The 21,827-nt window shown below is 67.4% G+C and carries 18 protein-coding genes; 14 read left to right on the forward strand and 4 right to left on the reverse strand.

Features of this window, described 5'->3' with window-relative positions; genetic code table 11:
• Positions 1 to 10 precede the first annotated feature (10 nt).
• Positions 11 to 430: a hypothetical protein gene (locus RCP37_RS01375; RefSeq protein WP_308485272.1), complete on the forward strand. Its 420-nt coding sequence runs from the start codon at positions 11 to 13 to the stop codon at positions 428 to 430.
• 16 nt (positions 431 to 446) lie between these two features.
• On the opposite strand, the gene nrfD is transcribed toward RCP37_RS01375, so the two are convergent.
• From nrfD to fdh, 3 genes are read right to left on the reverse strand one after another with little or no spacing between them, the layout of a single operon-like run.
• The gene (gene nrfD, locus RCP37_RS01380) at positions 447 to 1,502 is read right to left on the reverse strand and encodes an NrfD/PsrC family molybdoenzyme membrane anchor subunit (RefSeq protein WP_308485273.1); all 1,056 of its coding nucleotides are present in this window, start codon (positions 1,500 to 1,502) and stop codon (positions 447 to 449) included.
• Positions 1,502 to 2,461: a 4Fe-4S dicluster domain-containing protein gene (locus RCP37_RS01385; RefSeq protein ID WP_308485274.1), complete on the reverse strand. Its 960-nt coding sequence runs from the start codon at positions 2,459 to 2,461 to the stop codon at positions 1,502 to 1,504. The genes nrfD and RCP37_RS01385 overlap by 1 nt, the downstream gene beginning before the upstream one ends.
• Positions 2,461 to 5,751 (reverse strand): formate dehydrogenase, encoded by a 3,291-nt coding sequence (gene fdh / locus RCP37_RS01390; RefSeq protein ID WP_308485275.1) that lies wholly within the window; start codon positions 5,749 to 5,751, stop codon positions 2,461 to 2,463. The genes RCP37_RS01385 and fdh overlap by 1 nt, the downstream gene beginning before the upstream one ends.
• 89 nt (positions 5,752 to 5,840) lie before the next feature.
• Between fdh and fdhD the strand changes: the two genes are divergently transcribed.
• Both fdhD and RCP37_RS01400 read left to right on the forward strand, forming a co-directional pair.
• Positions 5,841 to 6,668 carry a formate dehydrogenase accessory sulfurtransferase FdhD gene (gene fdhD, locus RCP37_RS01395; protein ID WP_308485276.1) on the forward strand — a complete coding sequence of 276 codons (828 nt, stop codon included), beginning with the start codon at positions 5,841 to 5,843 and terminating at the stop codon, positions 6,666 to 6,668.
• Between the two features lie 155 nt (positions 6,669 to 6,823).
• The gene (locus RCP37_RS01400; RefSeq protein WP_308485277.1) at positions 6,824 to 8,089 is read left to right on the forward strand and encodes a PE family protein; all 1,266 of its coding nucleotides are present in this window, start codon (positions 6,824 to 6,826) and stop codon (positions 8,087 to 8,089) included.
• On the opposite strand, the gene RCP37_RS01405 is transcribed toward RCP37_RS01400, so the two are convergent.
• Positions 8,086 to 8,631, reverse strand: a complete 546-nt coding sequence (locus RCP37_RS01405; protein WP_308485278.1) for a hypothetical protein — start codon at positions 8,629 to 8,631, stop codon at positions 8,086 to 8,088. The genes RCP37_RS01400 and RCP37_RS01405 overlap by 4 nt on opposite strands.
• A gap of 104 nt (positions 8,632 to 8,735) precedes the next feature.
• Here RCP37_RS01405 and RCP37_RS01410 point away from each other — a divergent pair, with 104 nt between their 5' ends.
• The 11 genes from RCP37_RS01410 to RCP37_RS01460 all read left to right on the forward strand — a co-directional run bounded on the left by RCP37_RS01410 (position 8,736) and on the right by RCP37_RS01460 (position 21,825).
• Positions 8,736 to 9,194 (forward strand): hypothetical protein, encoded by a 459-nt coding sequence (locus RCP37_RS01410; protein ID WP_308485279.1) that lies wholly within the window; start codon positions 8,736 to 8,738, stop codon positions 9,192 to 9,194.
• Positions 9,191 to 9,967: a hypothetical protein gene (locus RCP37_RS01415; protein ID WP_308485280.1), complete on the forward strand. Its 777-nt coding sequence runs from the start codon at positions 9,191 to 9,193 to the stop codon at positions 9,965 to 9,967. The genes RCP37_RS01410 and RCP37_RS01415 overlap by 4 nt, the downstream gene beginning before the upstream one ends.
• A 114-nt stretch (positions 9,968 to 10,081) precedes the next feature.
• A complete protein-coding gene (locus RCP37_RS01420; protein ID WP_308485281.1) occupies positions 10,082 to 10,381 on the forward strand; it encodes a PE family protein in 300 nt (99 codons plus the stop codon).
• Positions 10,382 to 10,391: 10 nt separating this feature from the next.
• On the forward strand, positions 10,392 to 11,966 hold the full coding sequence (locus RCP37_RS01425; RefSeq protein ID WP_308485282.1) for a PPE family protein: 1,575 nt from the start codon (positions 10,392 to 10,394) through the stop codon (positions 11,964 to 11,966).
• Positions 11,967 to 12,187: 221 nt separating this feature from the next.
• Positions 12,188 to 12,481 carry a type VII secretion protein EsxS gene (locus tag RCP37_RS01430; protein ID WP_308485283.1) on the forward strand — a complete coding sequence of 98 codons (294 nt, stop codon included), beginning with the start codon at positions 12,188 to 12,190 and terminating at the stop codon, positions 12,479 to 12,481.
• Positions 12,482 to 12,510: 29 nt separating this feature from the next.
• Positions 12,511 to 12,798: a WXG100 family type VII secretion target gene (locus tag RCP37_RS01435; RefSeq protein WP_046287208.1), complete on the forward strand. Its 288-nt coding sequence runs from the start codon at positions 12,511 to 12,513 to the stop codon at positions 12,796 to 12,798.
• 97 nt (positions 12,799 to 12,895) lie between these two features.
• Complete coding sequence (locus RCP37_RS01440) at positions 12,896 to 13,795, forward strand: class I SAM-dependent methyltransferase (protein WP_308487231.1); 900 nt, start codon at positions 12,896 to 12,898, stop codon at positions 13,793 to 13,795.
• 273 nt (positions 13,796 to 14,068) lie between these two features.
• Complete coding sequence (gene eccA, locus RCP37_RS01445) at positions 14,069 to 15,901, forward strand: type VII secretion AAA-ATPase EccA (protein WP_308485284.1); 1,833 nt, start codon at positions 14,069 to 14,071, stop codon at positions 15,899 to 15,901.
• Positions 15,898 to 17,523, forward strand: coding sequence for a type VII secretion protein EccB (eccB, locus tag RCP37_RS01450; protein WP_308485285.1), 1,626 nt, complete (start codon positions 15,898 to 15,900; stop codon positions 17,521 to 17,523). The genes eccA and eccB overlap by 4 nt, the downstream gene beginning before the upstream one ends.
• The gene (eccCa, locus tag RCP37_RS01455) at positions 17,520 to 21,482 is read left to right on the forward strand and encodes a type VII secretion protein EccCa (RefSeq protein ID WP_308485286.1); all 3,963 of its coding nucleotides are present in this window, start codon (positions 17,520 to 17,522) and stop codon (positions 21,480 to 21,482) included. The genes eccB and eccCa overlap by 4 nt, the downstream gene beginning before the upstream one ends.
• Before the next feature lie 31 nt (positions 21,483 to 21,513).
• A complete protein-coding gene (locus RCP37_RS01460) occupies positions 21,514 to 21,825 on the forward strand; it encodes a PE family protein (RefSeq protein WP_024443852.1) in 312 nt (103 codons plus the stop codon).
• Positions 21,826 to 21,827: the final 2 nt, after the last annotated feature.

Raw genomic sequence — 21,827 nt, forward strand, 5'->3', positions numbered from 1 at the left:
CTCGATCACCATGAACCTTTCTCAGCGCCCTGTTCGCAATTCGTTCCGCGCGGTGGCCGTGTGCGCTGCCGCAGTTATCTCCGCCGGGCCGGCCTACGCTGATCCGCCGCTGCTCAACGGCGAATACCAGGGTGCCGACCAGGAGTTCGCCTGGACCATCGCCACCAGCTGTAGCCAGGCCGACTGCAACGGAACCGTCTCCAGTAATCAGGGCTGGACCAGTCCCATGAACCTGGTCGACGGGCACTGGCAGTTCAGTGTGACCAAGCCGGACGGGGGGATCTGCGCGGACGGTAGCTACGCGCCGGCGATCATCCGGGTATCGATCGACCCGACGTCTCTCAACGGTGTGGTCACGACTAGCTCCGATGGTGAATGCCCGGGAAGTGCCCTGTCTTCCAGGCCATTTCAGCTACACCAGCTCGGCTGAGACAGCCCGGCAGGCGTTAATCAACTGTGGTGATCGAATCCCCGGTGATCCCCGCCGCCTGCCGCGCCGCCAGCCGGCGCTTCTGCGGCTCGATGGTGTAACGCGGGTCCTTCGCCGAGGCCATGCCGGCTTCGAACACCCCGAAACGAGTCAGCGCCGAGGCGCCCAGCAGCGCCAGCCCCGACAACGCCGCCACGCCGCGGTGTCGCCCGCCCAAAAGCGTCCCGACGCCTCCGGCGATCGCCAACCGTTCGCTCCATCGCAGCATCGCCCCGGCCCGGCCCTCATGCAGCGGCTCGGCGGCGATCGGGTCCATCCGACGTTCCATGGCCCGGGTGGCGATGACATCACCGAGCACCCCGAGCACGGCCAATCGCCGGGCCGGGCCGGCCTCGCGCACCGGGGTGGTCAGCATGGCCAAGCCGCCCGAGGCCAGACTTGCCGAGCTGACGAACACGAACGGCAAGTCGCGGTGTGCGCCATGCCAGGTCGGGGTGGCGGTATCGCCCAGCAACACCGCGGTGTAGACGGCCAGCGGCGCCGCGAACACCGCAGCCTCCAAGCCGGCCGGCCCCTCCGCCGCGTGCAACACGCCGCGCAGCGGGCCCAGCGGTAACCGCTGACCGGTCAACCGATCCACCTCGGCGGCCGCCGCCACCGACGTGCCCGCGCCGAATCCCGACAGGATCCACGAGCCCAGGCTCATCGGTGACGTCAGTTTGATGGTGCGCAGCATGTTGACGAAGCGTTCGGGACGGCCGAGGTCGCTGATCAGGGCCGCCGCACTCAACACGATCGCGCCCAGTGCCGCCAGCCGGGAGTTGCGCCGCAACACTTTTCGGCCGGTCAGCTGGGCGCCGGCGGCCAGCAGGCCGGAGCCGCCGGCCAGTCCGCCCAGAAACAGGTAGGCGGCGATCTCGTGTGACCACGGTGCGGGTTTGACCACCGGACGGCCGTAGTAGGAGCTGAACTGCACGTCGGGGACCATCGGCATCTCACGGCCGCCGTCCCCACCGCCCCGGCGTCTGCGTCTGCCGCCGCCGGGGCGCGGGCCTTCTCGCGCCGTGCTCATCAGCGTCCCCCCAAGAAGGCGATCGCCGCGGCGGCCAGCATGCCGGCCGCGGCCAGCGCCGATCGCTTGAACATCGTCGGCAGGTCGGCGGTGCCCACCCGCGGGTCAGGCGGTAGCCCGTAGACCTCCGGCTCGTCGAGCAACAGGAAGACCGAGCCGGTGCCGCCGACACCGTCATGCTCGTTGGCGCCGTAGAGTCGGGCCTCGGTGCGGCCCTGAGCATGCAGCTGGGCCACCCGCTGCCGGGCCCGCTGCACCAGGTCATCGTGATCGCCGAACCGGATGGACTCCGTCGGGCAGGTCTGAGCGCACGCCGGCGTCTGGCCGTCGACCAGCCGGTCGTAGCAGAGCGTGCACTTCTGGGCGACCCCGGTGTTGGGCACCGGTTCGGGGGCGCGGCCGGTCTTCGGCGCGGCGGTGCCATCGGTGCGACGCTCGATCACCCCGAACGGGCACGCCGGCACACAGTTGCCGCAGCCGTTGCAGACGTCGGCCTGCACCACCACCGTGCCGAACTCGGTGCGGAACAGCGAGCCCGTCGGGCACACGTCCAGGCATCCCGCGTGCGTGCAGTGCTTGCAGACGTCCGAGGCCATCAGCCAGCGGAACTGATCGGTGTCGGGCGGAGCGACCTCCGTCGTCTCGCCAGGCATCTTCGGCAGACCCAGGCTGATCAACTGTCGGCCGGATTCGCGGGCTTCCTCGATGCGGTCACGGCTCTGCTCGATGAACGCCACATGCCGCCATGTGCTGGCGCCCAGCGCACCGGTGTTGTCGTAGGACGAGCCGAGCAGCTCCAGCGGACCGTCCTGCGGGTTGTGGTTCCACTCCTTGCACGCCACCTCGCAGGCCTTGCAGCCGATACAGATCGATGTGTCGGTGAAGAACCCTTTGCGTGGGTGTTGCGGCGACCACCTGGCGTCGGCGGCGGGGTCGGTCGGTCCGGACAGTTGGCCCATCAGTCCCGCCCTTCTGGATCGATAGCGGCGTTGCCGGTCTCCGGTGTTGTGCCGGAACGGCTTTGATACTCGGAGATCAGGCGCAGCAGTGCCTCGCCGTGCGGCCGCCGGCCCGGCCGGATATCGCATGAGCCGGCTTTGGACTCCTGAATCTGCACGTTGGGGTCCAGGGTCACCCCAAGCAGATCGTTGGCCGCGTCGCCGCTGACTACCGCGTCGCCGCCGACCCCCCAGTGGTAGGGCAGTCCGATCTGGTGCACCGTGTGGCCGCCCACGATCAGTGGCGTCATCCGGTCGGTCACCAGCACCCGGGCCTCGATCGCCGCCCGCGGCGAAATGATGGTGGCCCAGCCGAAGTTCTCCAGACCCCGCTCGGCGGCCAGCGCGGGGGAGACCTCGCAGAACATCTCCGGCTGCAGCTCGGCCAGGTACGGCAGCCAGCGGCTCATCCCGCCGGCGGTGTGATGCTCGGTGAGCCGGTAGGTGGTGAACACGTAGGGATAGACGTCGGCGCCCGGCTCTCCAGCGCTAGGTGCTGACAGGTTGTCCTTGCGGGGGAACGTGATTCGGGCGGGGTTGCGCTGCTGACGATAGACCGCGTTGGCGACCGGAGACTCCTGCGGCTCGTAGTGGGTGGGCAATGGCCCGTCCACTACGCCCTTGGGTGCGAACAACCAACCCTTGCCGTCGGATTGCATGACGAACGGGTCGTCGCCGGCCAACGCATCGGGACCACCCAGCGCCGGATCCGGTCGAGCGCCCGGCGCGCGGTCGACCACGAAGTCGGGCACGTCGTTGCCCACCCATCGGCGCAGTTGCTCGTCCCACCAGACGTAGCGCTTGCGTTCGCTCCAGGGCACCCCATCCGGGTCCGCCGAGGCGCGGTTGTAGAGGATCCGTCGATCGGCCGGCCACGCCCAGCCCCATTCGGACTGGCTGGGGCTGGGTCCGCCACGAGGCACCCGGCGGGCGGCCTGGTTGACGCCGCCGCCGTATACGCCGGCGTAGATCCAGCAGCCGCCGGCGGTGGAGCCATCGGCGCGCAGCTCGGTGAAACCCGAGATGCACTGGCCGGCATCGGGGCCGGCCAACTGATGGCCGTTGATTTCGGCCAGCACGAACTCCGGATCGGGGTCACCGTGCTCATCGGCCGGGTAGTCCCACACCAGATCCAACAGCGGGCGGTCCCGCGGATCGGTAGAGCCGGCCAGGTGGTCGCGAATTCGGTTGCCCAGCTTGATAAAGAATTCCAGCTCACTGATGCAGTCGCCCGGCGGGGCGACGGCCTGATGGCGCCATTGCAGCAGGCGCTGGGTCTGGGTGAACGTCCCGGCCTTCTCCACGTGGCTGGCCGCGGGCAGGAAGAACACCTCGGTCTCGTTGTCTTGCGTGCACAGTTCGCCGGAGGCGATCTCCGGGCCGTCCTTCCACCAGGTGGCCGACTCGATCAGGTTCAGATCGCGCACCACCAGCCACTTCAGGTGCGACATGCCCAACCGTTGTTGCCGGCCGTTGGCCGAACCGACGGCCGGGTTCTGGCCGAGCAGGAAGTAGCCCTCCACTTCGTCGTTCAGCATTCCGGTCACGGCCTGATAGGTGCCGTGTGGTCCGGTCAGCCGGGGTAGGTAGTCAAACGCCCAGTCGTTGTCGGCGGTCGCGGCGTCCCCCCACCACGCCTTGAGCAGGCTGACCAGATACGCGTCGGCGTTGGCCCAAAAGCCTTTCTGGCTCTTCGATCCGACGCGGTCCAGATACTGCTGCAAGGTGTCGTCACGCCCGGCCTTGGGCATCGGCAGATAGCCGGGCAGCATGTCGTAGAGCGTGGGGATATCGGTGGAGCCCTGAATGCTGGCGTGCCCGCGCAGCGCCATGATCCCTCCGCCGGGCCGGCCCACGTTGCCCAGCAGCAGCTGCAGGATCGCCGCGGTGCGGATGTACTGCGCGCCCAGGGTGTGCTGCGTCCAACCCACCGCATAGGCGAAACACGTGGTGCGTTCGCGGCCCGAGTTGGCCGTGACCGAGCGCGCCAGGTAGTCGAACATCGCGGTGTCGATACCGCAGACGTCGCGAACCATCTCCGGTGTGTAGCGCGCGTAGTGCCGCTTGAGGATCTGGAAAACCGTACGCGGGTGCTGCAGCGTTTCGTCGCGCTGCACGCGGGCGTGGTCGAGTGCGGGGCCGCCGCTGCCGAACGTCTCACCGACCGAGCGCGCCGACGCGCTGGCCCCGTGTTCGTGGCCGCCCCCGGGCGATTCGATGTCCCCCTCGCCGGCTCCTCGACTTTGATAGGCCCAACTCGACGGGTCGTACTGCCCGGTCTGCGGATCGAAGCCGGAGAACAACCCGCCCAAGTCTTCGGTGTCGCGGAAGTCCTCGCTGACCAGCGTCGCGGCATTGGTGTAGGCGAGCACGTACTCACGGAACCACAAGTCGTGGGTGAGCACGTGATTGATCAGCGCACCCAACAGCACCACGTCCGAGCCGGCCCGAATCGGAATGTGCTTGTCGCACACCGCCGACGTGCGGGTAAACCGCGGGTCGACGTGGATCACCACCGCGCCGCGGGCCTTGGCCTCCTCCACCCACTGGAAACCCACCGGGTGGCACTCGGCCATGTTCGAACCCTGGATGACGATGCAGTCGGCATTCGCCATGTCTTGCAGGGTTTGCGTCGCTCCACCGCGACCGAAGGAGGCTCCCAGACCGGGAACCGTGGCGGAGTGTCAAATACGAGCTTGGTTGTCGACCTGTATGACGCCCGCGGCGGTGAAGAGTTTCTTGATGATGTAGTTCTCTTCGTTATCCAGTGTCGCGCCGCCCAGCGAGGCGATGCCCATGGTGCGCCGCAACGGCCGACCATCGGCGTCGTGGTCCTGCCATGCGTTGCGCCGCGAGGCGATGAACCTCTCGGCCACCATGTCGATCGCGGTGTCCAGCTCCAGCGGCTGCCAGCCCGTGGCGCGGGGCGCCCGGTAGAGCACGCTGATCTGCCGGCCGGGCGAGTTGACCAGCTGTTCGCTCGCCGACCCTTTCGGACACAGCCGCCCCCGTGAGATCGGCGAATTGGGATCGCCCTCGATCTGCACGACCTTCTCGTCTTTGACGTAGACGCGCTGACCGCAGCCGACCGCGCAATAGGGGCAGACGCTGCTCACCACTCGGTCGGCGGTAGCGGTTCGCGGCGCGACGTTGCGGGTCTGCTCGGAGGTGACCGCCGGCCCGCGGCCGAACACGTCGCCGGTGCGCAGTTGCCGGATTACCGGCCACTCCAGGAATTTTCGCTGAGCCATTCTTGCAGCGTAGTCCCGTTGTGTCCGCGCGACGCGCTGTTCGGCGGCAACCGCGCGCGGCGGAGAACCCGACCGGCGATGATGGAGCGATGAGTCGGATAACGCAGCGCCGGCGGGTCAGCCGCCTCGTCGCAGGGGATGCGACGCAGCGGCCCGAGACGCTGGCGGTGGAGGAACCGCTAGAGATCCGGCTGGGCGGCGCGCCGCTCACCGTCACGATGCGCACACCGGGATCGGATGTCGAGTTGGCGCAGGGCTTTCTGCTCACCGAGGGCATCATCGGCGCGCGTGAGGATGTGGTGAGCGCGCGTTACTGCGGTGACGACTCGGAGGCCCCCAACTCCTACAACGTGCTCGATGTGACGCTGGCGCCGCACGTGCCGCCCCCGGCGGTGGACATCTCCCGGAACTTCTACGCCACCTCCTCATGCGGTATCTGCGGCAAAGCCTCACTGGATGCGGTTCACCTCGCCAGCCGGTATCACCCGGGCGATGACCCCGTCACTGTTTCCGCGGCGGAGCTGACCGCGATGCCCGATCAGTTGCGCGCCGCGCAGGACGTCTTCGCCAGCACCGGCGGCCTGCATGCCGCGGCGCTGTTCGACGTCACCGACGGCGGCGCGATGTTGGTGGTTCGCGAGGACATCGGCCGGCACAACGCCGTCGACAAGGTGATCGGCTGGGCGCTTGAGCGGCGCCGGATACCGCTGTCCGGGACGGTGCTGCTGGTCAGTGGGCGGGCATCGTTCGAGCTGACCCAGAAGGCGGTGATGGCCGGTGTCCCGGTCCTGGCCGCGGTCTCGGCGCCTTCGTCGTTGGCGGTCGACCTGGCAGTCGAATGCGGGCTGACGCTGGTCGCGTTTCTTCGTGGTGACTCGATGAATGTCTACAGCCGAGCGGACCGCATCATCAGCTGATCCAGCGGTCCTGGCGCAAAGCGCAGTCACGCCATATCTCGGGCTTATAGCCCGCAGCAGCGGGAGCTAGCGCCTGATTAGTGTCGCTTTTTCGATAAGGCGATTAGTGTGGGCGCACTGAGTAAGCCCTGGTCGGAAACCCGAGGAGGTGCCCGATGACCACTCACCATCAGGACCGGAGTCGCCGGAACAACAGGCGCCTGATCAGCGCCGGCATGACCGCCGGAGCGTTCCTGGTCGCCGGACTGGCGCCGATCAGCCTCGCGCCGGCCGCGCACGCCGACCTGTGGGATCTGTTCGTCGACCCGATCGGTGATGTGCTTGCCGGCGGCCAGGCCAACGACGCATTCGGCGACTTCGCCGATCTCGGCGCCAGCCTGGGCAGCGCCGAGGCGGGCCCGCTCGACTTCTGGCAGTCGATCAACGACTCGCTGCAGGAATGGCTCGCCAGCGCCTCCGGCATGCAGATCGCCGGGATGATCAACCAACCGTTCGTGGATCTGTTCGGGCGCGACCTGATCGGCAACGGCCTCGACGACTTCACCGACGCCAATACCTCGCTGTTCGGCAGCTCGGGCATGTTCGGTGACCTCGGCGACGGCGGGTTCCTGTTCGGCAACGGCGGGGCCGGGGCCGCCGGCGAGGTCGGCGTGAACGACGGCGTCGCCTGGGCTGGCGGCTCGGCCGGGATATTCGGTGACGGCGGCGATGGCGGCGCGGGTGCGGCCGGCGCGGCGGGCGGCGCCGGCGGCGACGGCGGCAGCATGTTCGGCAACGGGGGCAATGGGGGTGCCGGTGGCGATTCCACCGGCGTCGCAGTCCCCGGCGGTGACGGCGGCGCGGGCGGTAACGCCGGCTCGTGGTTTGGCAACGGCGGAAACGGTGGCGACGGTGGCCTCGGCCTGCTGGGCGTCCAGGGGGTGTCCGCTGGGTCCGGAAGCGCTGCCGGTAACGGCGGAGCCGGCGGCAACGGTGCGTCCCGCGGCTACGGCAACGGTGGTAACGGCGGTGCCGGTGGCACGGGCGGCGACGGAGCCGCGGTGAGTGGCAGCGGAAGCGGCGGTGGAGGCGGTGGAGGCGGTGGCGGCGGTGGTGGCGGCGCCACGGGCACCAACACCGCGGGCGGCAACGGCGGTCGTGGTGGCGCAGGTGGCAGCGCCGGTCTGATGTCCGGAAACGGCGGCAACGGTGGTGACGGCGGCAACGGCGGCTACGCCGGGATCAGAGGTCCCGACAGCCCCGGCGGCCAGGGCGGCGTAGGTGGCCAAGGCGGAGCGGGCAGCATCAGCGGGAGCAACGGCGAAGCCGGCACCACCGGGAACACGCCCGGCAGCCATAGCGGCGGCGGTGGTGGATGCGTCCCCAACCCCGGTGGCGGCGGCCCGGGCGGTCCGGGTAGCGGTACGGGCTGTAATTCCTAGCGGATCGTCTCCGGGACTGCCCAGTCGATCGCGGCGGCGATCGCCCAGCCGAGGATTCCGGCCACCAGCCCGAACCCGAGGTGGAACAGCGCCTTGTCGCCGATCCCCACAACGACCATGTGATGGCCGCCGATAAGCCCGGTCGCAACCGGAACAGCAAGCGCGACAAGGTGTATCGGAGCCGCCGCCAGCGCGACCAGCCACCGGCGGTTCCGCACGGCCGGGTTGATTGTCAGCAGGTAGAAGAACGCCGCAGCGCCCAGGTAGCGAACCCCGGCCCAGGGGCCGGGGCCCGACTGCAGCACTGCGGTGGCTGCCGTGGACACCGCGCCCACCGCGAGCACCGTCTGCGGCCGGCGGGCGGTGAGGGCCACCGCCACCAGCAGGGTCAGCCACACCAGGCCGCGGTGCCCGGGCAATCCCAGCGGCATCCGAATATCCGAGGACAAGGTGATCACCACAGCAGCGGCGGCCGGGAACACGACCTCGCGGGCCAGAGCCAGGCTGGACGGTCGCGGGGTGGTCCACGGCATCACGGTCATCGCCTCAAGGTAGGCCCGACCGTCGGGCCGCACAACCTCATCTGAGGACCAGATCGACGGCGCGCAGCTTGAATACGTATCGATGCGTGCTTACGGTCATGCACATGCGGTCATCTGCGGGTTGCCGGTTCGGACTGGGTTTGGCGGCGCTGCTCGTTGGCGTCGCAGTGTCAGGGTGCGGTGCCGACGCCGACGCCGACACCGGCACCGACGCGACGACCGGATTTCACCTGGTGGTCCGGCAGGACGGCCGAATACTGGACGAGTTCGACCTGGCCCGACTGGGTGACCTGCCGCAGACCGAGATAGCCACGCCGCAATCCCACGGAAGCCCCGTGCAGCGAGGCCCCGCGGTGCGCGCAGTTCTGGACGCGGCCGGAGCCACCGCAGTCCACAGCGTTCGGTTCGAAGGACGCGACCCGGCACAGACGCTGGCCGCCGCCGAGCTCACCGACCAGGTCGTGTTGAGCTTCACCAAACGCGACACCCTCAAGCTGGCGGGCGTCGACCTCGAGCGCGACCGCTGGGTTCGCGATGTCAGCACCGTGGTCGTCAATCCGTGACGGTCTTCGCCAGCGTCGATCTTCTGATCGGCATCGATGACACCGACGACCAGTTCAGTCCCGGCACCGGCCGGCGCGCCCGAGCGTTGTTGCGGGAGTTGGCCGCTGCCGGCCTGGGCAGCGAGGCCGGCGCCACCCGGCATCAACTCCTCGTCGACGACCGCGTCCCCTACACCTCGCACAACTCCAGCGCGTGCCTGGCTTGGCGCAGCCCCGGTTCCGACCCACACGCAGTGCGCGACGAGATCATCGGCTTTGTAGCCGGATTCCTGGAACGGGTCTGCCCGCCGGCCGCAGACCCCGGTCTGGCGGTGGCGATTCCGGCGGATCTGACCGACACCGGCCCGCTGGTGGAGTTCGGTCTGCGGGCCAAAAGGGAAGTGCTGCAGCGGGCGCAGGCCCGCCGACTCGGCGATGAACTCGGTGTGCACGTGTCCGGACACGGGGGCACCCACGACGGGGTCCTGGGTGCTTTGGCGGCCGTTGGTCTGCAACTGTCCGGCAACGACGGTCTGTTCATCACGTTGCCCGGACTAGGGAACCTGCCCACCGAGGCAACCATCGACGAACTCCTGGCCAGCGTGCCCATCGACGACGCCCGTGACGGCAGCGGCCACCGACCCGAACCCGGAGAAGTGATCGAGTTGGGCGACTGGGTCCGGCCCGTTCTGCTGGAGGGGCGCGCGGTGCTGCTCCTGGACCCGCCCGTGCACCCCGCCGACGGCCGCTGTCGTTGGCGAACCGCACCACGGGCGGTGGTCAAGAAGCACTGAGATGCATCCGCAATTACGGGATCATTCAGAGACTTATTTGGCATATCGTGACTGCATCAGCTGCATTGCTCCGCAGGTAGGGTTAGCGGCGTATCGGCCGGAAGGGGTTACGCCATGGTCCTGCACGTTGTGCCCGAGGGCTTGGCCGCCACAAGCGAGGCGGTCGAGGCAATCACCGCGGCATTGGCGGCCGCACACGCGACCGCGGCTCCGTTGATCACCGCGGTGGTACCGCCCGCGATCGATCCGGTGTCGCTGCAGGCCGCGGCGGAACTCAGCTTGCAGGGCAGCCAGCACGAGGCGGTCGCTGCGCGCGGCACCGAGGTGCTGGGCCGCGCCGGCGTGGGGGTCGCTCAAGCCGGGGTCAACTACCAGGTCGCAGACACCACGGCGGCGTCGGTGTTTGGGCAATAGCGGTGCGGTGATGTCGGCCCCCGGCACCTGGATGGCGGCCCCGCCGGAGGTGCACTCAGCGATGCTGAGCACCGGGCCGGGGCCGGGGCCGCTGCTTGCCGCATCGACGGCCTGGGCGACATTGAGCGGTGAGTACCTCAGTGCCGCAAGCAATCTCACCGCTGTTCTCGGCGATTCCCAACAGGTCTGGGCCGGTCCGTCCGCTGATGCGTATTCGGCAGCGCATCTGCCCTATTTGGCGTGGCTGCAACTGGCTGGCACGCTCAGCGCCCGGACCGCGGCTCAGCACCAGGTGATCGCGTCGGCGTACAGCAGCGCCCTGGCGGCCATGCCCACCCTCGCCGAGCTGGCCGCCAACCATGCCACCCACGCCGTGCTGGTGGTGACCAATTTCTTCGGGATCAACACCGTGCCGATCGCGGTGAACGAGGCCGACTACGCCCGGATGTGGACCCAGGCGGCCACCGTCATGAGCGCTTACCAGGCGACCGCCGAGACCGCGCGCAGCTTGGGGCATTCCAGCGGCAGCGCACAAGCCGGAGTCGCAGCGGCCGGAGACGGTACGGGTGGCGGCGGGGGAGGCAACGGCGGCAACAGCGGAGGCGGCGGCGGATCCTTCGACCTGCCCACGCCGGCCGAGATCTGGCAGATGCTGTTCGGCTCCGACGGTCAGCAGGTGCCGGGACAGGGTCAGCCCAACTGGAGTCCCGCCGAATTCCTGCAGAACCTGTCCAATTTCGTCAACGGCAACGAGAAGGCGCTGGCCTGGCTGCAACAGAACTTCCAGGGCGTGCTGACCCCCGCCCAATGGTGGCAGCTGACAAGCTACTTCGTCGCCTGGCAGACCTACCGTGCCGTCAACTGGACGCTGCGTAGCCTGCGATTCCTGCTGCAACTGTCCCCGCTGTTGGCGGGCGTCGGGCTGAACCTGGCGATCGGCAGCCTGGCAGCGGTGGGGCCGCCGGCCGGCCTGGCCGGCCTAGCCGGTATCCCCGCACCGGGGGTGCCGGCACCGGCGGCACCCGCGGCGGTGGCGCCCATCATCACCGGTGGCGCACCGGCGCCGGCGCCAAACCCAGCGACGGTGCCGGCTTCGGCGGCGCCGCTCGCCCCGGCGGCGACGTTGCCCGCACCCGCTGCGTCCGCCGGTCCCGCACCGCCGCCACCGGCGGCGCCGCCATTGATCGGCACCGAGGGCACCTTCCACAGTTACCTGGTGGGCTGGCTTCCCTCGTCGCAGAGTGCCACCGGCAGTACCGGCGTGAAATCGGCCCGGCCGGCTGCCGGCGTTGCCGCCGCCGCGGCTGCGGGTGAACCGGTGACCGGCACGGCACGGCACGGCAGCCGCCGGCGCGGCAGGTTGATCGACCCCGGCTACCGCTACGAATACCTCGAGGAAGACGACCCGGATCTCCATCAAGCCCGATCTAGTGCAGCGGGCTTCACGGGAACGTTCGGCAAGATCGGGTTGGCGCCGGCCGGCGGTCTTGCGGACCTGACCGGAGACGAGTACGGCGGAGGTCCCACTCTTCCGATGCTGCCCACCTCCTGGGAACCCCAAAACGGACATCCGCCGGCCGGATAAAAGTGAATCCGCATTCGCGGCTGTTGACCCAATTAAAGGTTCGTGGAACGAGGTAAAACCCGTAGTATTGATCCTCAGTTATTGACGAGACTGACTCCGCGGCGTTCTTGTCCGGGAGTGTTGTAGCCGCTCTCAACGATGCGAGCAACGGGCGGTCGTGGCCTCCATGGAACCCGGACGGCGTGGGCCGCGACTAATCGATAGTTGAGAGGAGTGCGGGGATGAGTTTGTTGGATGCGCATATTCCGCAGTTGGTGGCGTCGGAGTCGGCGTTTGGTGCCAAGGCGGCGTTGATGCGGTCGACGATGGCGCAGGCGGAGCAGGCGGCGATGTCGGCGCAGGCGTTTCATCTGGGTGAGGCGGCTGCGGCGTTTCAGGGGTCGCATGCGCGGTTTGTGGCGATGGCGGCGCGGGTGAATGCGTTGCTGGATATGGCGCAGGTGAATCTGGCGGATGCCGGTTCGACGTATGTGGCCGCTGATGCGGCTGCGGCTTCCGGTTACACCGGCGTTTAGCTGGCGGACCAGGGAAAAGGAGCAGACTGATGTCGCAGATTATGTACAACTACCCGGCGATGTTGGCCCATGCGGCTGAGATGAATGGGTATGCGGGCACGTTGCAGGCTGTGGGTGCTGATATTGCCAGTGAGCAGGCGGCGTTGTCGGCGGCGTGGCAGGGCGATACGGGTATGACGTATCAGGCGTGGCAGGCGCAGTGGAATCAGGCGATGGAGGAGTTGGTGCTTGCCTATCGTGCGATGGCTTCCACGCATGAGACCAACACCTTGATGATGAACGCGCGCGACACCGCCGAAGCCGCCAAGTGGGGCTGACAGAGCGCAAGCTCTGGCCTGTCACGGCAGGTTTCGGCGGCATTCTCGGGGGAGTCGGCTGGGCTCACCCCGGCGTAGGGTCCGTGGAATGCCTCTAATGCGTAGTGACGGTGACAGCTGGGACATCACCACCAGCGTTGGTTCAACGGCCTTGTTCGTGGCCACTGCCCGGGCCTTGGAAGCCGCCAAACCTGATCCCGTGGCGGTCGACCCGTATGCGGAGCTGTTCGGCCGGGCTGCCGGCGGGGACTGGGCGGCCGTGCTGGATGGCAGCCTGCCCGACCATGAGCTGTTGTCCAGTGAATTCGGGCAGCACTTCGTCAATTTCCAGGGTGCGCGCACCCGGTACTTCGACGACTACTTCAGCGGCGTTGTCGAAGCCGGGGTGCGCCAGGTGGTGATTCTGGCGGCCGGGCTTGACTCCCGCGCCTTCCGGTTGTCCTGGCCGGACGCAACGACGATCTTCGAGTTGGACCAGCCGCAAGTGCTCGGCTTCAAGAGCTATGTCCTGTCGCAGCGCGGCATCCGCCCCACGGCCGAACGGCGTGAGGTCGCCGTCGACCTACGTGAGGATTGGCCCCAGGCGCTGTGTGACGCCGGCTTCGATCCGACCAAGCCCTCGGCATGGATCGCCGAGGGCTTATTGATCTACCTGCCCGCTGTCGCTCAGGAGCAGCTGTTCGCCGGTATCGATGGCCTTTCCGCTTCGGGCAGCCACGTCGCGGTTGAGGACGGCGCCCCAATGCCTCAGGACGCGTATGAAGCCGCGGTTGCGGCCGAAGTCGAGGCAGGCGACGACGCCCGCATCTTCCATCGGCTGGTCTACAACGAGCAGCACGCTCCCGCGGATCAGTGGTTCGGCGCTCACGGTTGGACCCCGAAGATGACGCCGCTGGCCGATTGCCTGCGCGAGTTGGGTCGGCCCGTCCCGGAGCCGGACACCCAAGCCGGTCAGATGATCTTGCGGAACTCGCTGATGTGGGCGGTCAAGAGGTAGGAGCGGTCAGTGACCGCGGCCGAGAACCGCTGTGGAAGACGAACCCCGGATGCGGTAGCGTGCGGGACAATCGAAAATGATTTTCAATAAGGAGTCGGTGATGGGTTGGAACGACGTTGGCGCGCCAGCGCCCCGTTTGTGGGCTGCAAAGCCGCCTGCGGGAGTGATGGAAGTCGCCTGCCGATCGTCTCGATCGATCTCGACAGTTAGCTTATGCAATGCTAACTTCAGCCGGGTTGGTGCAGTCAAAAACAGTGAAGGGGCGAGCCACGCATGAATAACGGTGATGCGGCTCTGCTCGCCCCGCAACCGCGCGTTGACGAGGAAACCCTCAGCCGGTTTGCGACCTGTTGCCGCGCCCTCGGTATCGAGGTCTACCAGCGCAAACGTCCTGCTGACCTGACTGCAGCGCGGACCGGCTTCGCGGCGCTCACGCGGGTCGCGCACGAGCAGTGCGACGCCTGGATCGGCCTGGCTGCCGCCGGGGATCAGTCGCCGCGCGTGCTGGCCGCCATCTCGCAGACTGCCGCGGGCGCCGGCGCACTGCAGCGGCGCCTGGACCTCCAGCAGGGTGCTCTCGGGTTCCACTACGACACCGGGCTGTACCTGAAGTTGCGCGCCACTGAGGCCGACGACTTCCACCTCGCCCATGCCGCGCAACTGGCGATGGCCGGCCGGTGTGCCGAGGCGAACGCGGTGGTCGCCGAGATCGCCCAGCGGCGTCCCGATTGGAACGACGTTCGCTGGATGGCGATCGCGGTGAACCACCATGCCGGCCGCTGGTCGGACATGGTCAAGCTGCTGACTCCGATCGTCAACGACCCCGACCGCGACGAGCTGTTCACCCACGCCGCCAAGATCGCCCTGGGTATCGCCCTGGCGCGGCTGGGTATGTACGCCCCGGCATTGTCGTACCTGGAGGAGCCGGAAGGGCCGATCGCGGTCGCCGCCACCGATGGCGCCTTGGCCAAGGGACTGATCCTGCGGGCCCAAGACGATGAGGAATCGGCGGCCGAGGTTTTGCAGGACCTTTATGCCGCCAACCCGGAGAACGAGCAGGTTCAACATGCCTTGTTGGACCACAGTTTCGGGATCGTCACCACCACCGCGGCCCGGATCGAGGCCCGGACCGACCCCTGGGACCCCAACACCGAGCCGAGCGCCGAGGACTTCGTCGACCCGTCGGCCCACGAACGCAAGGCCGAACTGCTGGCCGAAGCCGAGCGTGAACTCGGCGAGTTCATCGGGCTGTCCGAAGTCAAGAACCAGGTGCAGCGACTCAAGAGCTCGGTGGCCATGGAGGTGGTGCGCAAGCAGCACGGCCTGGCCGTCGGCCAGCGCACCCACCACTTGGTCTTCGCCGGTCCCCCCGGGACCGGTAAGACCACCATCGCTCGTGTGGTGGCCAAGATCTACTGCGGCCTGGGACTGCTGAAGAAAGAGAACATCAAAGAGGTACACCGTGCCGACCTGATCGGTCAGCACATCGGTGAGACCGAGGCCAAGACCAACGCCATCATCGACAGCGCTCTCGATGGTGTGCTGTTCCTCGATGAGGCGTATGCCTTGGTGGCCACCGGCGCCAAGAACGACTTCGGTTTGGTGGCGATCGACACCCTGCTGGCGCGGATGGAAAACGACCGTGACCGGCTGGTGGTGATCGTCGCCGGTTACCGCGCCGACCTGGACCGGTTCCTGGACACCAACGAAGGTCTGCGGTCACGTTTCACCCGCAGCATCGACTTCCCGTCCTACCAGCCGCCGGAGCTGGTCGAGATCGCGCACAAGATGGCCGAGCAGCGTGACAGCCGTTTCGAGCAGTCCGCACTCGAAGAGATGCAGGCGCTGTTTGGCCAGCTGGCCGAGGCGACGCACCCCGACGCCAACGGCGTCGCCCGGCGCAGCCTGGACATCGCGGGCAACGGCCGGTTCGTGCGAAACGTCGTCGAACGCTCCGAGGAGGAGCGCGAATTCCGGCTTGACCATTCCGAACAGTCCGGCACCGGGCTGTTCACCGATGAGGAGCTCATGACCATTACGACCGAAGACGTTCGTAACTCGGTGGCGCCGTTGCTGCGTGGCCTGGGCCTGGAGGCCCAGGCATGAGCGCGGCCCAGTCCGACCGGTCCGATGACGAGCGGCGCTCGTTCGCGTCGCGGACCCCGGCCAACGAGAATCCCGACCGGGTCGAGTACCGGCGCGGCTTTGTCACCAAGCACCAGGTCAGCGGCTGGCGGTTCGTCATGCGGCGCATCGCCTCTGGCGTAGCCCTGCACGACACCCGGATGCTTGTGGAACCGCTGCGCTCCCAAACGCGTGCGGTGCTGATGGGACTGCTGGTGCTGGCCACCGTCGCCGGCGGCTGCTTCGTTTTCACCCTGATCTGGCCCAACAGCGCGGCCAAAGACGACCCGGTGCTGGCAGACCGCTCCACCTCCGCGCTGTATGTGCGAGTCGGAGACCAGCTGCACCCCGTACTGAACCTGACCTCCGCGCGGCTGATCGCCGGCCGGCCAGTCAACCCGACCGTGGTGAAAAGCACTGCACTGGACAAGTTCGCCCGAGGCAACCTGATCGGCATCCCGGGAGCCCCGGAACGCATGGTGCAAAGCAGCTCTCATGACGCCGATTGGACGGCGTGCGACGCGGTGACCGGCTCGACCGCCGGGGTCACGGTGATCGGCGGCCCGTTGGCTCACAGCGGATCCCGTGCCGGTGCGCTCGACGCACAGCATGCGGTGCTGGCCGACAACGGTGCCGGCGCGTGGCTGCTGTGGGACGGCAAGCGCAGCCGGATCGACCTGGCCGACCACGCCATCACCGGAGCGCTGGGCCTCACCGAGCGGGGTTCGGCGGTGCCCACCCCGCGTCCGATCGCCACCGGACTGTTCAACGTCATCCCGGAGGCACCGGCCTTGGTGGCGCCGGTGATCCCCGGCGCCGGCGGCAAGCCGGCATACGACCTGCACTCGGCCGCGCCGGTGGGCGCAGTTGTGGCGGCACACTCCCTGGACGGCAACTCCGATGGCACCTTGCGCTACTACGCGGTGCTCGAGGACGGCTTGCAGCCGATCTCCGGCGTGTTGGCGGCGGTGTTGCGTAACACTGATTCGCAGGGTTTGGATCGGCCGCCGGTGTTGGGTGCCGATGATGTTGCGCGACTGCCGGTTTCGCACCAGTTGGATGTGTCGCGTTTCCCGGAGCAGCCGGTCAAGGTGGTTGATGCGGTGTCGGCGCCGGTGACGTGCGCGCAGTGGAGCAAGCCTGCTGGGGCGAGCACGAGTTCGTTGAGGTTGTTGTCGGGTTCGACGCTGCCGTTGCGTGAGGGTGTGCGCACCCTGGATTTGGTGGGCGCGGGAGTGGGCGGCACCGCCGCACGCGTCGCGCTGACCCCGGGGTCGGGCTACTTCGCCCAGAGCGTCAACAGTGATCCGGCGGCCAACGCGACTGCGGGCCCGCTGTTCTGGATCTCGGACACCGGTGTGCGGTATGGCATCAACACCGAGGCCGGCACCACTGGTGGCGATGGAGACACCATCGCCGCACTCGGCCTGACCGAGCCGGCACTGCCGATTCCGTGGTCGGTGCTCTCGCAGTTCGCCCTTGGACCCACCTTGTCGCGTGGTGATGCGTTGTTGGCGCATGACGGGTTGGCGCCGGATTCGCGTCCGGGTCGTCGTGCCTCTGCTGAGCTGGGTACCGGATCTAACGGGGGAGAGACCCGATGAGTCGTTTGATTTTTGAGGCACGTCGCCGGTTGCCGGTGCCGCCGACCGATAAGGGCACGATCACGATTGAGCCGCCGCCGGAGTTGCCGCGGTTGGTTCCGGCGTCGTTTTTGCAGCGCGCGTTGCCGGTGGTGATTGTGATCCTGATCGTGGGCATGGTGATCGCCATGGTCGCGACGGGGATGCGGTTGGTGTCTCCGGTGATGTTGTTCTTCCCGTTCGCGTTGTTGGTGGCCGCGGCCGGGATTTATCGGGGCGGGGATAAGAAGGCCCGCACCGTTGAGGTGGATGCCGAGCGGGCGGATTACCTGCGGTATCTGTCGGTGGTTCGCGACAACATTCGGGGTTCGGCGGCTAAGCAGCGGGCGGCTGCGGAGTGGTCGCATCCCGATCCGGCGGATTTGGCGGCGGTGCCGGGTTCGCGCCGCCAGTGGGAGCGCGATCCTCATGATGAGGATTTCTTGGTGGTGCGCACGGGCCGGCATGCGGTGGGGTTGGCCAGTGCGGTGCGGGTGAGCGACACTGCGGATGAGATTGATTTGGAGCCGGTGTCGCACAGTGCGTTGCGTAGCTTGCTCGATACCCAGCGCACGGTGCGTGATGTGCCCGTCGGTGTGGATGTGACGAAACTGTCGCGGATCACGGTCCTGGGTGAGGGCGAGCACGCTGCCGATGAGGTGCGCGGTGCGTTGCGGGCGTGGGTGGCCCAGGCCGTGACCTGGCATGACCCGACGATGCTCGGGGTGGCGCTGGCCTCACCGGAGTTGGAGAGCCCAGAGTGGTCGTGGTGCAAGTGGTTGCCGCACACCGACATCGCCGGCCAGGCCGATGGGGTGGGCCCGGCCCGCTACCTGGCGGCCAGCGCCGAAGAACTCGCTGGATTGTTGGCGCCGGTGCTGGCGGCCCGCCCGCCGTTTACCGGTGATGCGGCCGAGTCGGGTCGGCATTTGTTGGTGATCGTCGATGACCCGGAGTTTGATGTGGCGGCTTCAGCACTGGGCGCCGCGCGGGCCGGGGTGACCGTTGTGCAGCGCAGTGTGGTGGCGCCGAATCGTGAGCAGTATTCCGATCCGGAGCGTCCGATCCTGCGGATCAGCGCCGGCGGCGGCTCGATTGATCGGTGGCAGACCGGCGGCTGGCAGCGCTACGTCGATGCTGCGGACCAGCTCGGCGCTGCGGAGGCTGCGCATGTGGCGCGGCGGTTGTCGCGGTGGGATTCCAATCCCACTCATGCCGGGTTGCGCTCGGCCGGTACTCGGGGGGCGACGTTCACCACGTTGTTGGGTATCGCGGATGCGTCGCGGTTGGATGTGCCGGCGTTGTGGGCGCCGCGTAGCCGTGAGGAGGAGTTGCGGGTGCCGATTGGGGTGACCGCGACCGGGGAGCCGTTGTTCTTCGATCTCAAGGATGAGGCCGAGGGCGGGATGGGTCCGCACGGGTTGATGATCGGGATGACCGGTTCGGGTAAGTCGCAGACGTTGATGGCGATCTTGTTGTCGTTGTTGACGACGCATTCGGCGGATCGGTTGATCGTGATTTACGCCGACTTCAAGGGTGAGGCCGGCGCGGATATTTTCCGGCATTTCCCGCAGGTCGTTGCGGTGATCTCGAATATGGCCGAGAAGAAGTCGTTGGCGGATCGGTTCGCCGACACGTTGCGTGGTGAGGTGGCGCGGCGGGAGTTGTTGCTGCGGGAGGCGGGCCGGCGGGTTCAGGGCAGTGCGTTTAACTCGGTGACCGAGTATGAGGCGGCGATCGCGGCCGGCCATGATTTGGCGCCGATCCCGACGTTGTTCATCGTCGCTGATGAGTTCACGTTGATGTTGGCTGATCATCCCGAGTACGCCGAGTTGTTTGATTATGTGGCCCGTAAGGGTCGCTCGTTCCGCATCCATATCTTGTTCGCGTCGCAAACGTTGGATGTGGGCAAGATCAAGGACATCGACAAGAACACCTCGTATCGGATCGGGTTGAAAGTCGCGAGCCCGAGTGTGTCTCGCCAGATCATCGGGGTTGAGGACGCCTATCACATCGAGTCGGGCAAAGAACATAAAGGTGAGGGCTTTTTGGTGCCGGCTCCGGGGGCGGCGCCGATCAAGTTCCGCTCCACCTATGTCGATGGGATTTATGACCCGCCGCGCCAATCGCGGGCGGTGGTGATGCATGCGCTGCCCGAACCGAAACTGTTTACCGCTGGCGTGGTCGATGCCGGGGCGGAGACCACCATCGTGGGTGAGGTCGAGGAAGAGGTGTTGGGTCCGCCGCGCAAGCTGATCGCCACGATCGGTGATCAGTTGGCGAACTACGGGCCCCAGGCCCCGGCGTTGTGGTTGCCGCCCCTGGATGAGCCGATCCCACTCGCCACGACGTTGGCCGGTGCCGGGATTTCCGAGCGGGCGTTGCGGTGGCCGTTGGGACAGATCGACAAACCCTTTGAGATGCGCCGCGACCCGCTGGTCTTTGATGCCCGCTCCGCTAGTGGGAACTTGCTGATTCATGGTGGCCCCAAGTCGGGCAAGACCACCGCGTTGCAGACGTTCATCCTGTCGGCCGCGAGCCTGCATTCGCCGCGGGAGGTCAGTTTCTACTGCCTCGATTACGGCGGCGGGCAGTTGCGGGCCCTGGAAGGGCTGGCGCATGTGGGCAGTGTGGCTTCGGGTCTAGAACCGGAGAAGATCCGCCGCACCTTCGGCGAACTCGAGCAGTTGTTGACCGCCCGTCAGCACCGGGAAGCGTTCCGTGATGGCAGCATCGGTTCGCTCAACGACGGCTACGGCGAAGTGTTTTTGGTGATCGACAACCTGTATGCGTTCAGCCGCGACAACACCGATGCGTTCAATACCCGCAACCCGCTGTTGGCCAAGGTCACCGAACTGGTCAACGTCGGCCTGGCCTACGGCATCCATGTCGTGGTCACCACGCCGAGCTGGCTGGAAGTGCCGTTGGCGATGCGCGATGGGCTCGGATTGCGTCTGGAGCTCAAGCTCCATGATGCCCGCGACAGCAACGTGCGCGTCGCCGGCGCGTTGACCCGGCCCGCCGAAGCGGTGCCGGCCAACCAGCCGGGTCGTGGTTTGACGATGGCCGCCGAGCATTTCTTGATCGCCCAACCGGATCTGGGTCAGATCGAGGCGATCAATGCCCGCCATCTGGGGTTGGCGGCGCCGCCGGTGCGGTTGTTGCCGACCAACCTGGCTCCCGAAGAAGTGGGTGTGGTCTATCCCGCGGTCGATCATGTGGTGATCGGGGTGCGCGAAGAGGACCTGGCGCCAGTGCAGGTGGACTTCACTACCAACCCGCTGCTGCTGGTGCTCGGTGATGCCAAGTCCGGCAAGACCACCTTGCTGCGGCACATCATTCGCACCGTGCGTGAGCATTCCAGTGCTGATCAGGTGGCGTTCACCGTCCTGGATCGGCGCCTGCACCTGGTGGACGAACCGTTGTTCGCCGACAACGAGTACACCGCGAATGTGGATCGGGTCATCCCGGCCATGCTCGGGCTCTCGGCGTTGATCGGATCACGTCGGCCCCCCGCAGGCTTGTCGGCGGCCGATCTGGCCTCCTGGAGCTATGAAGGGCACACCCACTACCTGATCATCGACGATGTTGATGCCATCCCCGACACCCCGGCCCTGACCGGCCCCTATGCGGGGCAGCGGCCGTGGACCACCTTGATCGAGTTGCTGTCGCAAGCAGGCGATCTGGGATTGCGGGTCATCGTCACCGCACGGGCCACCGGCTCAGGGCACGCGTTGATGACCAACCCGCTACTGCGCCGGCTCAACGACCTGCAAGCCACCACCTTGATGCTCTCAGGCAACCCTGCCGACAGCGGCAAGATCCGCGGCCAACGCTTCGCACGCCTACCCGCAGGACGAGCAATCCTGCTGGCCGACAACGACGAACCCACCTACCTACAACTAGTCAACCCGTCATTCAGCGAAAGTCTGACGCGCTGACGCGTATCGAATAACGGAAGGGGAAATTGTCATGACGCTCAATGTGGTTCCGGAAGGTCTCGCCGCCGCCAGTGCAGCGGTCGAGGCACTGACCGCCCGTCTGGCGGCAGCGCAGGCCAGCGCCGCCCCGCTGATCACCGCGGTGGTTCCGCCGGCGGCCGACCCGGTGTCGCTGCAGACCGCTGCCGGTTTCAGTGCACAGGGCAGCGAGCACGCCGCGGTGGCCGCTCAGGGCGCCACTGAGTTGGGCCGCGCCGGTGTCGGTGTCGGTGAGTCCGGTGTCAATTACGCCGCCGGTGATGCCGCTGGTGCCTCGACATACTTCTTGGGCACGCGCGGCTGATG

This window comes from Mycolicibacter sp. MU0102 (assembly GCF_963378105.1).
In the GTDB taxonomy this organism is placed as follows: Bacteria; Actinomycetota; Actinomycetes; order Mycobacteriales; family Mycobacteriaceae; genus Mycobacterium; species Mycobacterium holstebronense.

Coding starts and splice junctions, on each gene's coding strand:
- RCP37_RS01375 (WP_308485272.1), top strand. CDS start 11: ATGAACCTTTCTCAGCGCCCTGTTCGCAATTCGTTCCGCGCGGTGGCC.
- nrfD (WP_308485273.1), bottom strand. CDS start 1,502: ATGAGCACGGCGCGAGAAGGCCCGCGCCCCGGCGGCGGCAGACGCAGA.
- RCP37_RS01385 (WP_308485274.1), bottom strand. CDS start 2,461: ATGGGCCAACTGTCCGGACCGACCGACCCCGCCGCCGACGCCAGGTGG.
- fdhD (WP_308485276.1), top strand. CDS start 5,841: ATGAGTCGGATAACGCAGCGCCGGCGGGTCAGCCGCCTCGTCGCAGGG.
- RCP37_RS01400 (WP_308485277.1), top strand. CDS start 6,824: ATGACCACTCACCATCAGGACCGGAGTCGCCGGAACAACAGGCGCCTG.
- RCP37_RS01405 (WP_308485278.1), bottom strand. CDS start 8,631: ATGACCGTGATGCCGTGGACCACCCCGCGACCGTCCAGCCTGGCTCTG.
- RCP37_RS01410 (WP_308485279.1), top strand. CDS start 8,736: ATGCGGTCATCTGCGGGTTGCCGGTTCGGACTGGGTTTGGCGGCGCTG.
- RCP37_RS01420 (WP_308485281.1), top strand. CDS start 10,082: ATGGTCCTGCACGTTGTGCCCGAGGGCTTGGCCGCCACAAGCGAGGCG.
- RCP37_RS01425 (WP_308485282.1), top strand. CDS start 10,392: ATGTCGGCCCCCGGCACCTGGATGGCGGCCCCGCCGGAGGTGCACTCA.
- RCP37_RS01430 (WP_308485283.1), top strand. CDS start 12,188: ATGAGTTTGTTGGATGCGCATATTCCGCAGTTGGTGGCGTCGGAGTCG.
- RCP37_RS01435 (WP_046287208.1), top strand. CDS start 12,511: ATGTCGCAGATTATGTACAACTACCCGGCGATGTTGGCCCATGCGGCT.
- RCP37_RS01440 (WP_308487231.1), top strand. CDS start 12,896: ATGCGTAGTGACGGTGACAGCTGGGACATCACCACCAGCGTTGGTTCA.
- eccA (WP_308485284.1), top strand. CDS start 14,069: ATGAATAACGGTGATGCGGCTCTGCTCGCCCCGCAACCGCGCGTTGAC.
- eccB (WP_308485285.1), top strand. CDS start 15,898: ATGAGCGCGGCCCAGTCCGACCGGTCCGATGACGAGCGGCGCTCGTTC.
- eccCa (WP_308485286.1), top strand. CDS start 17,520: ATGAGTCGTTTGATTTTTGAGGCACGTCGCCGGTTGCCGGTGCCGCCG.
- RCP37_RS01460 (WP_024443852.1), top strand. CDS start 21,514: ATGACGCTCAATGTGGTTCCGGAAGGTCTCGCCGCCGCCAGTGCAGCG.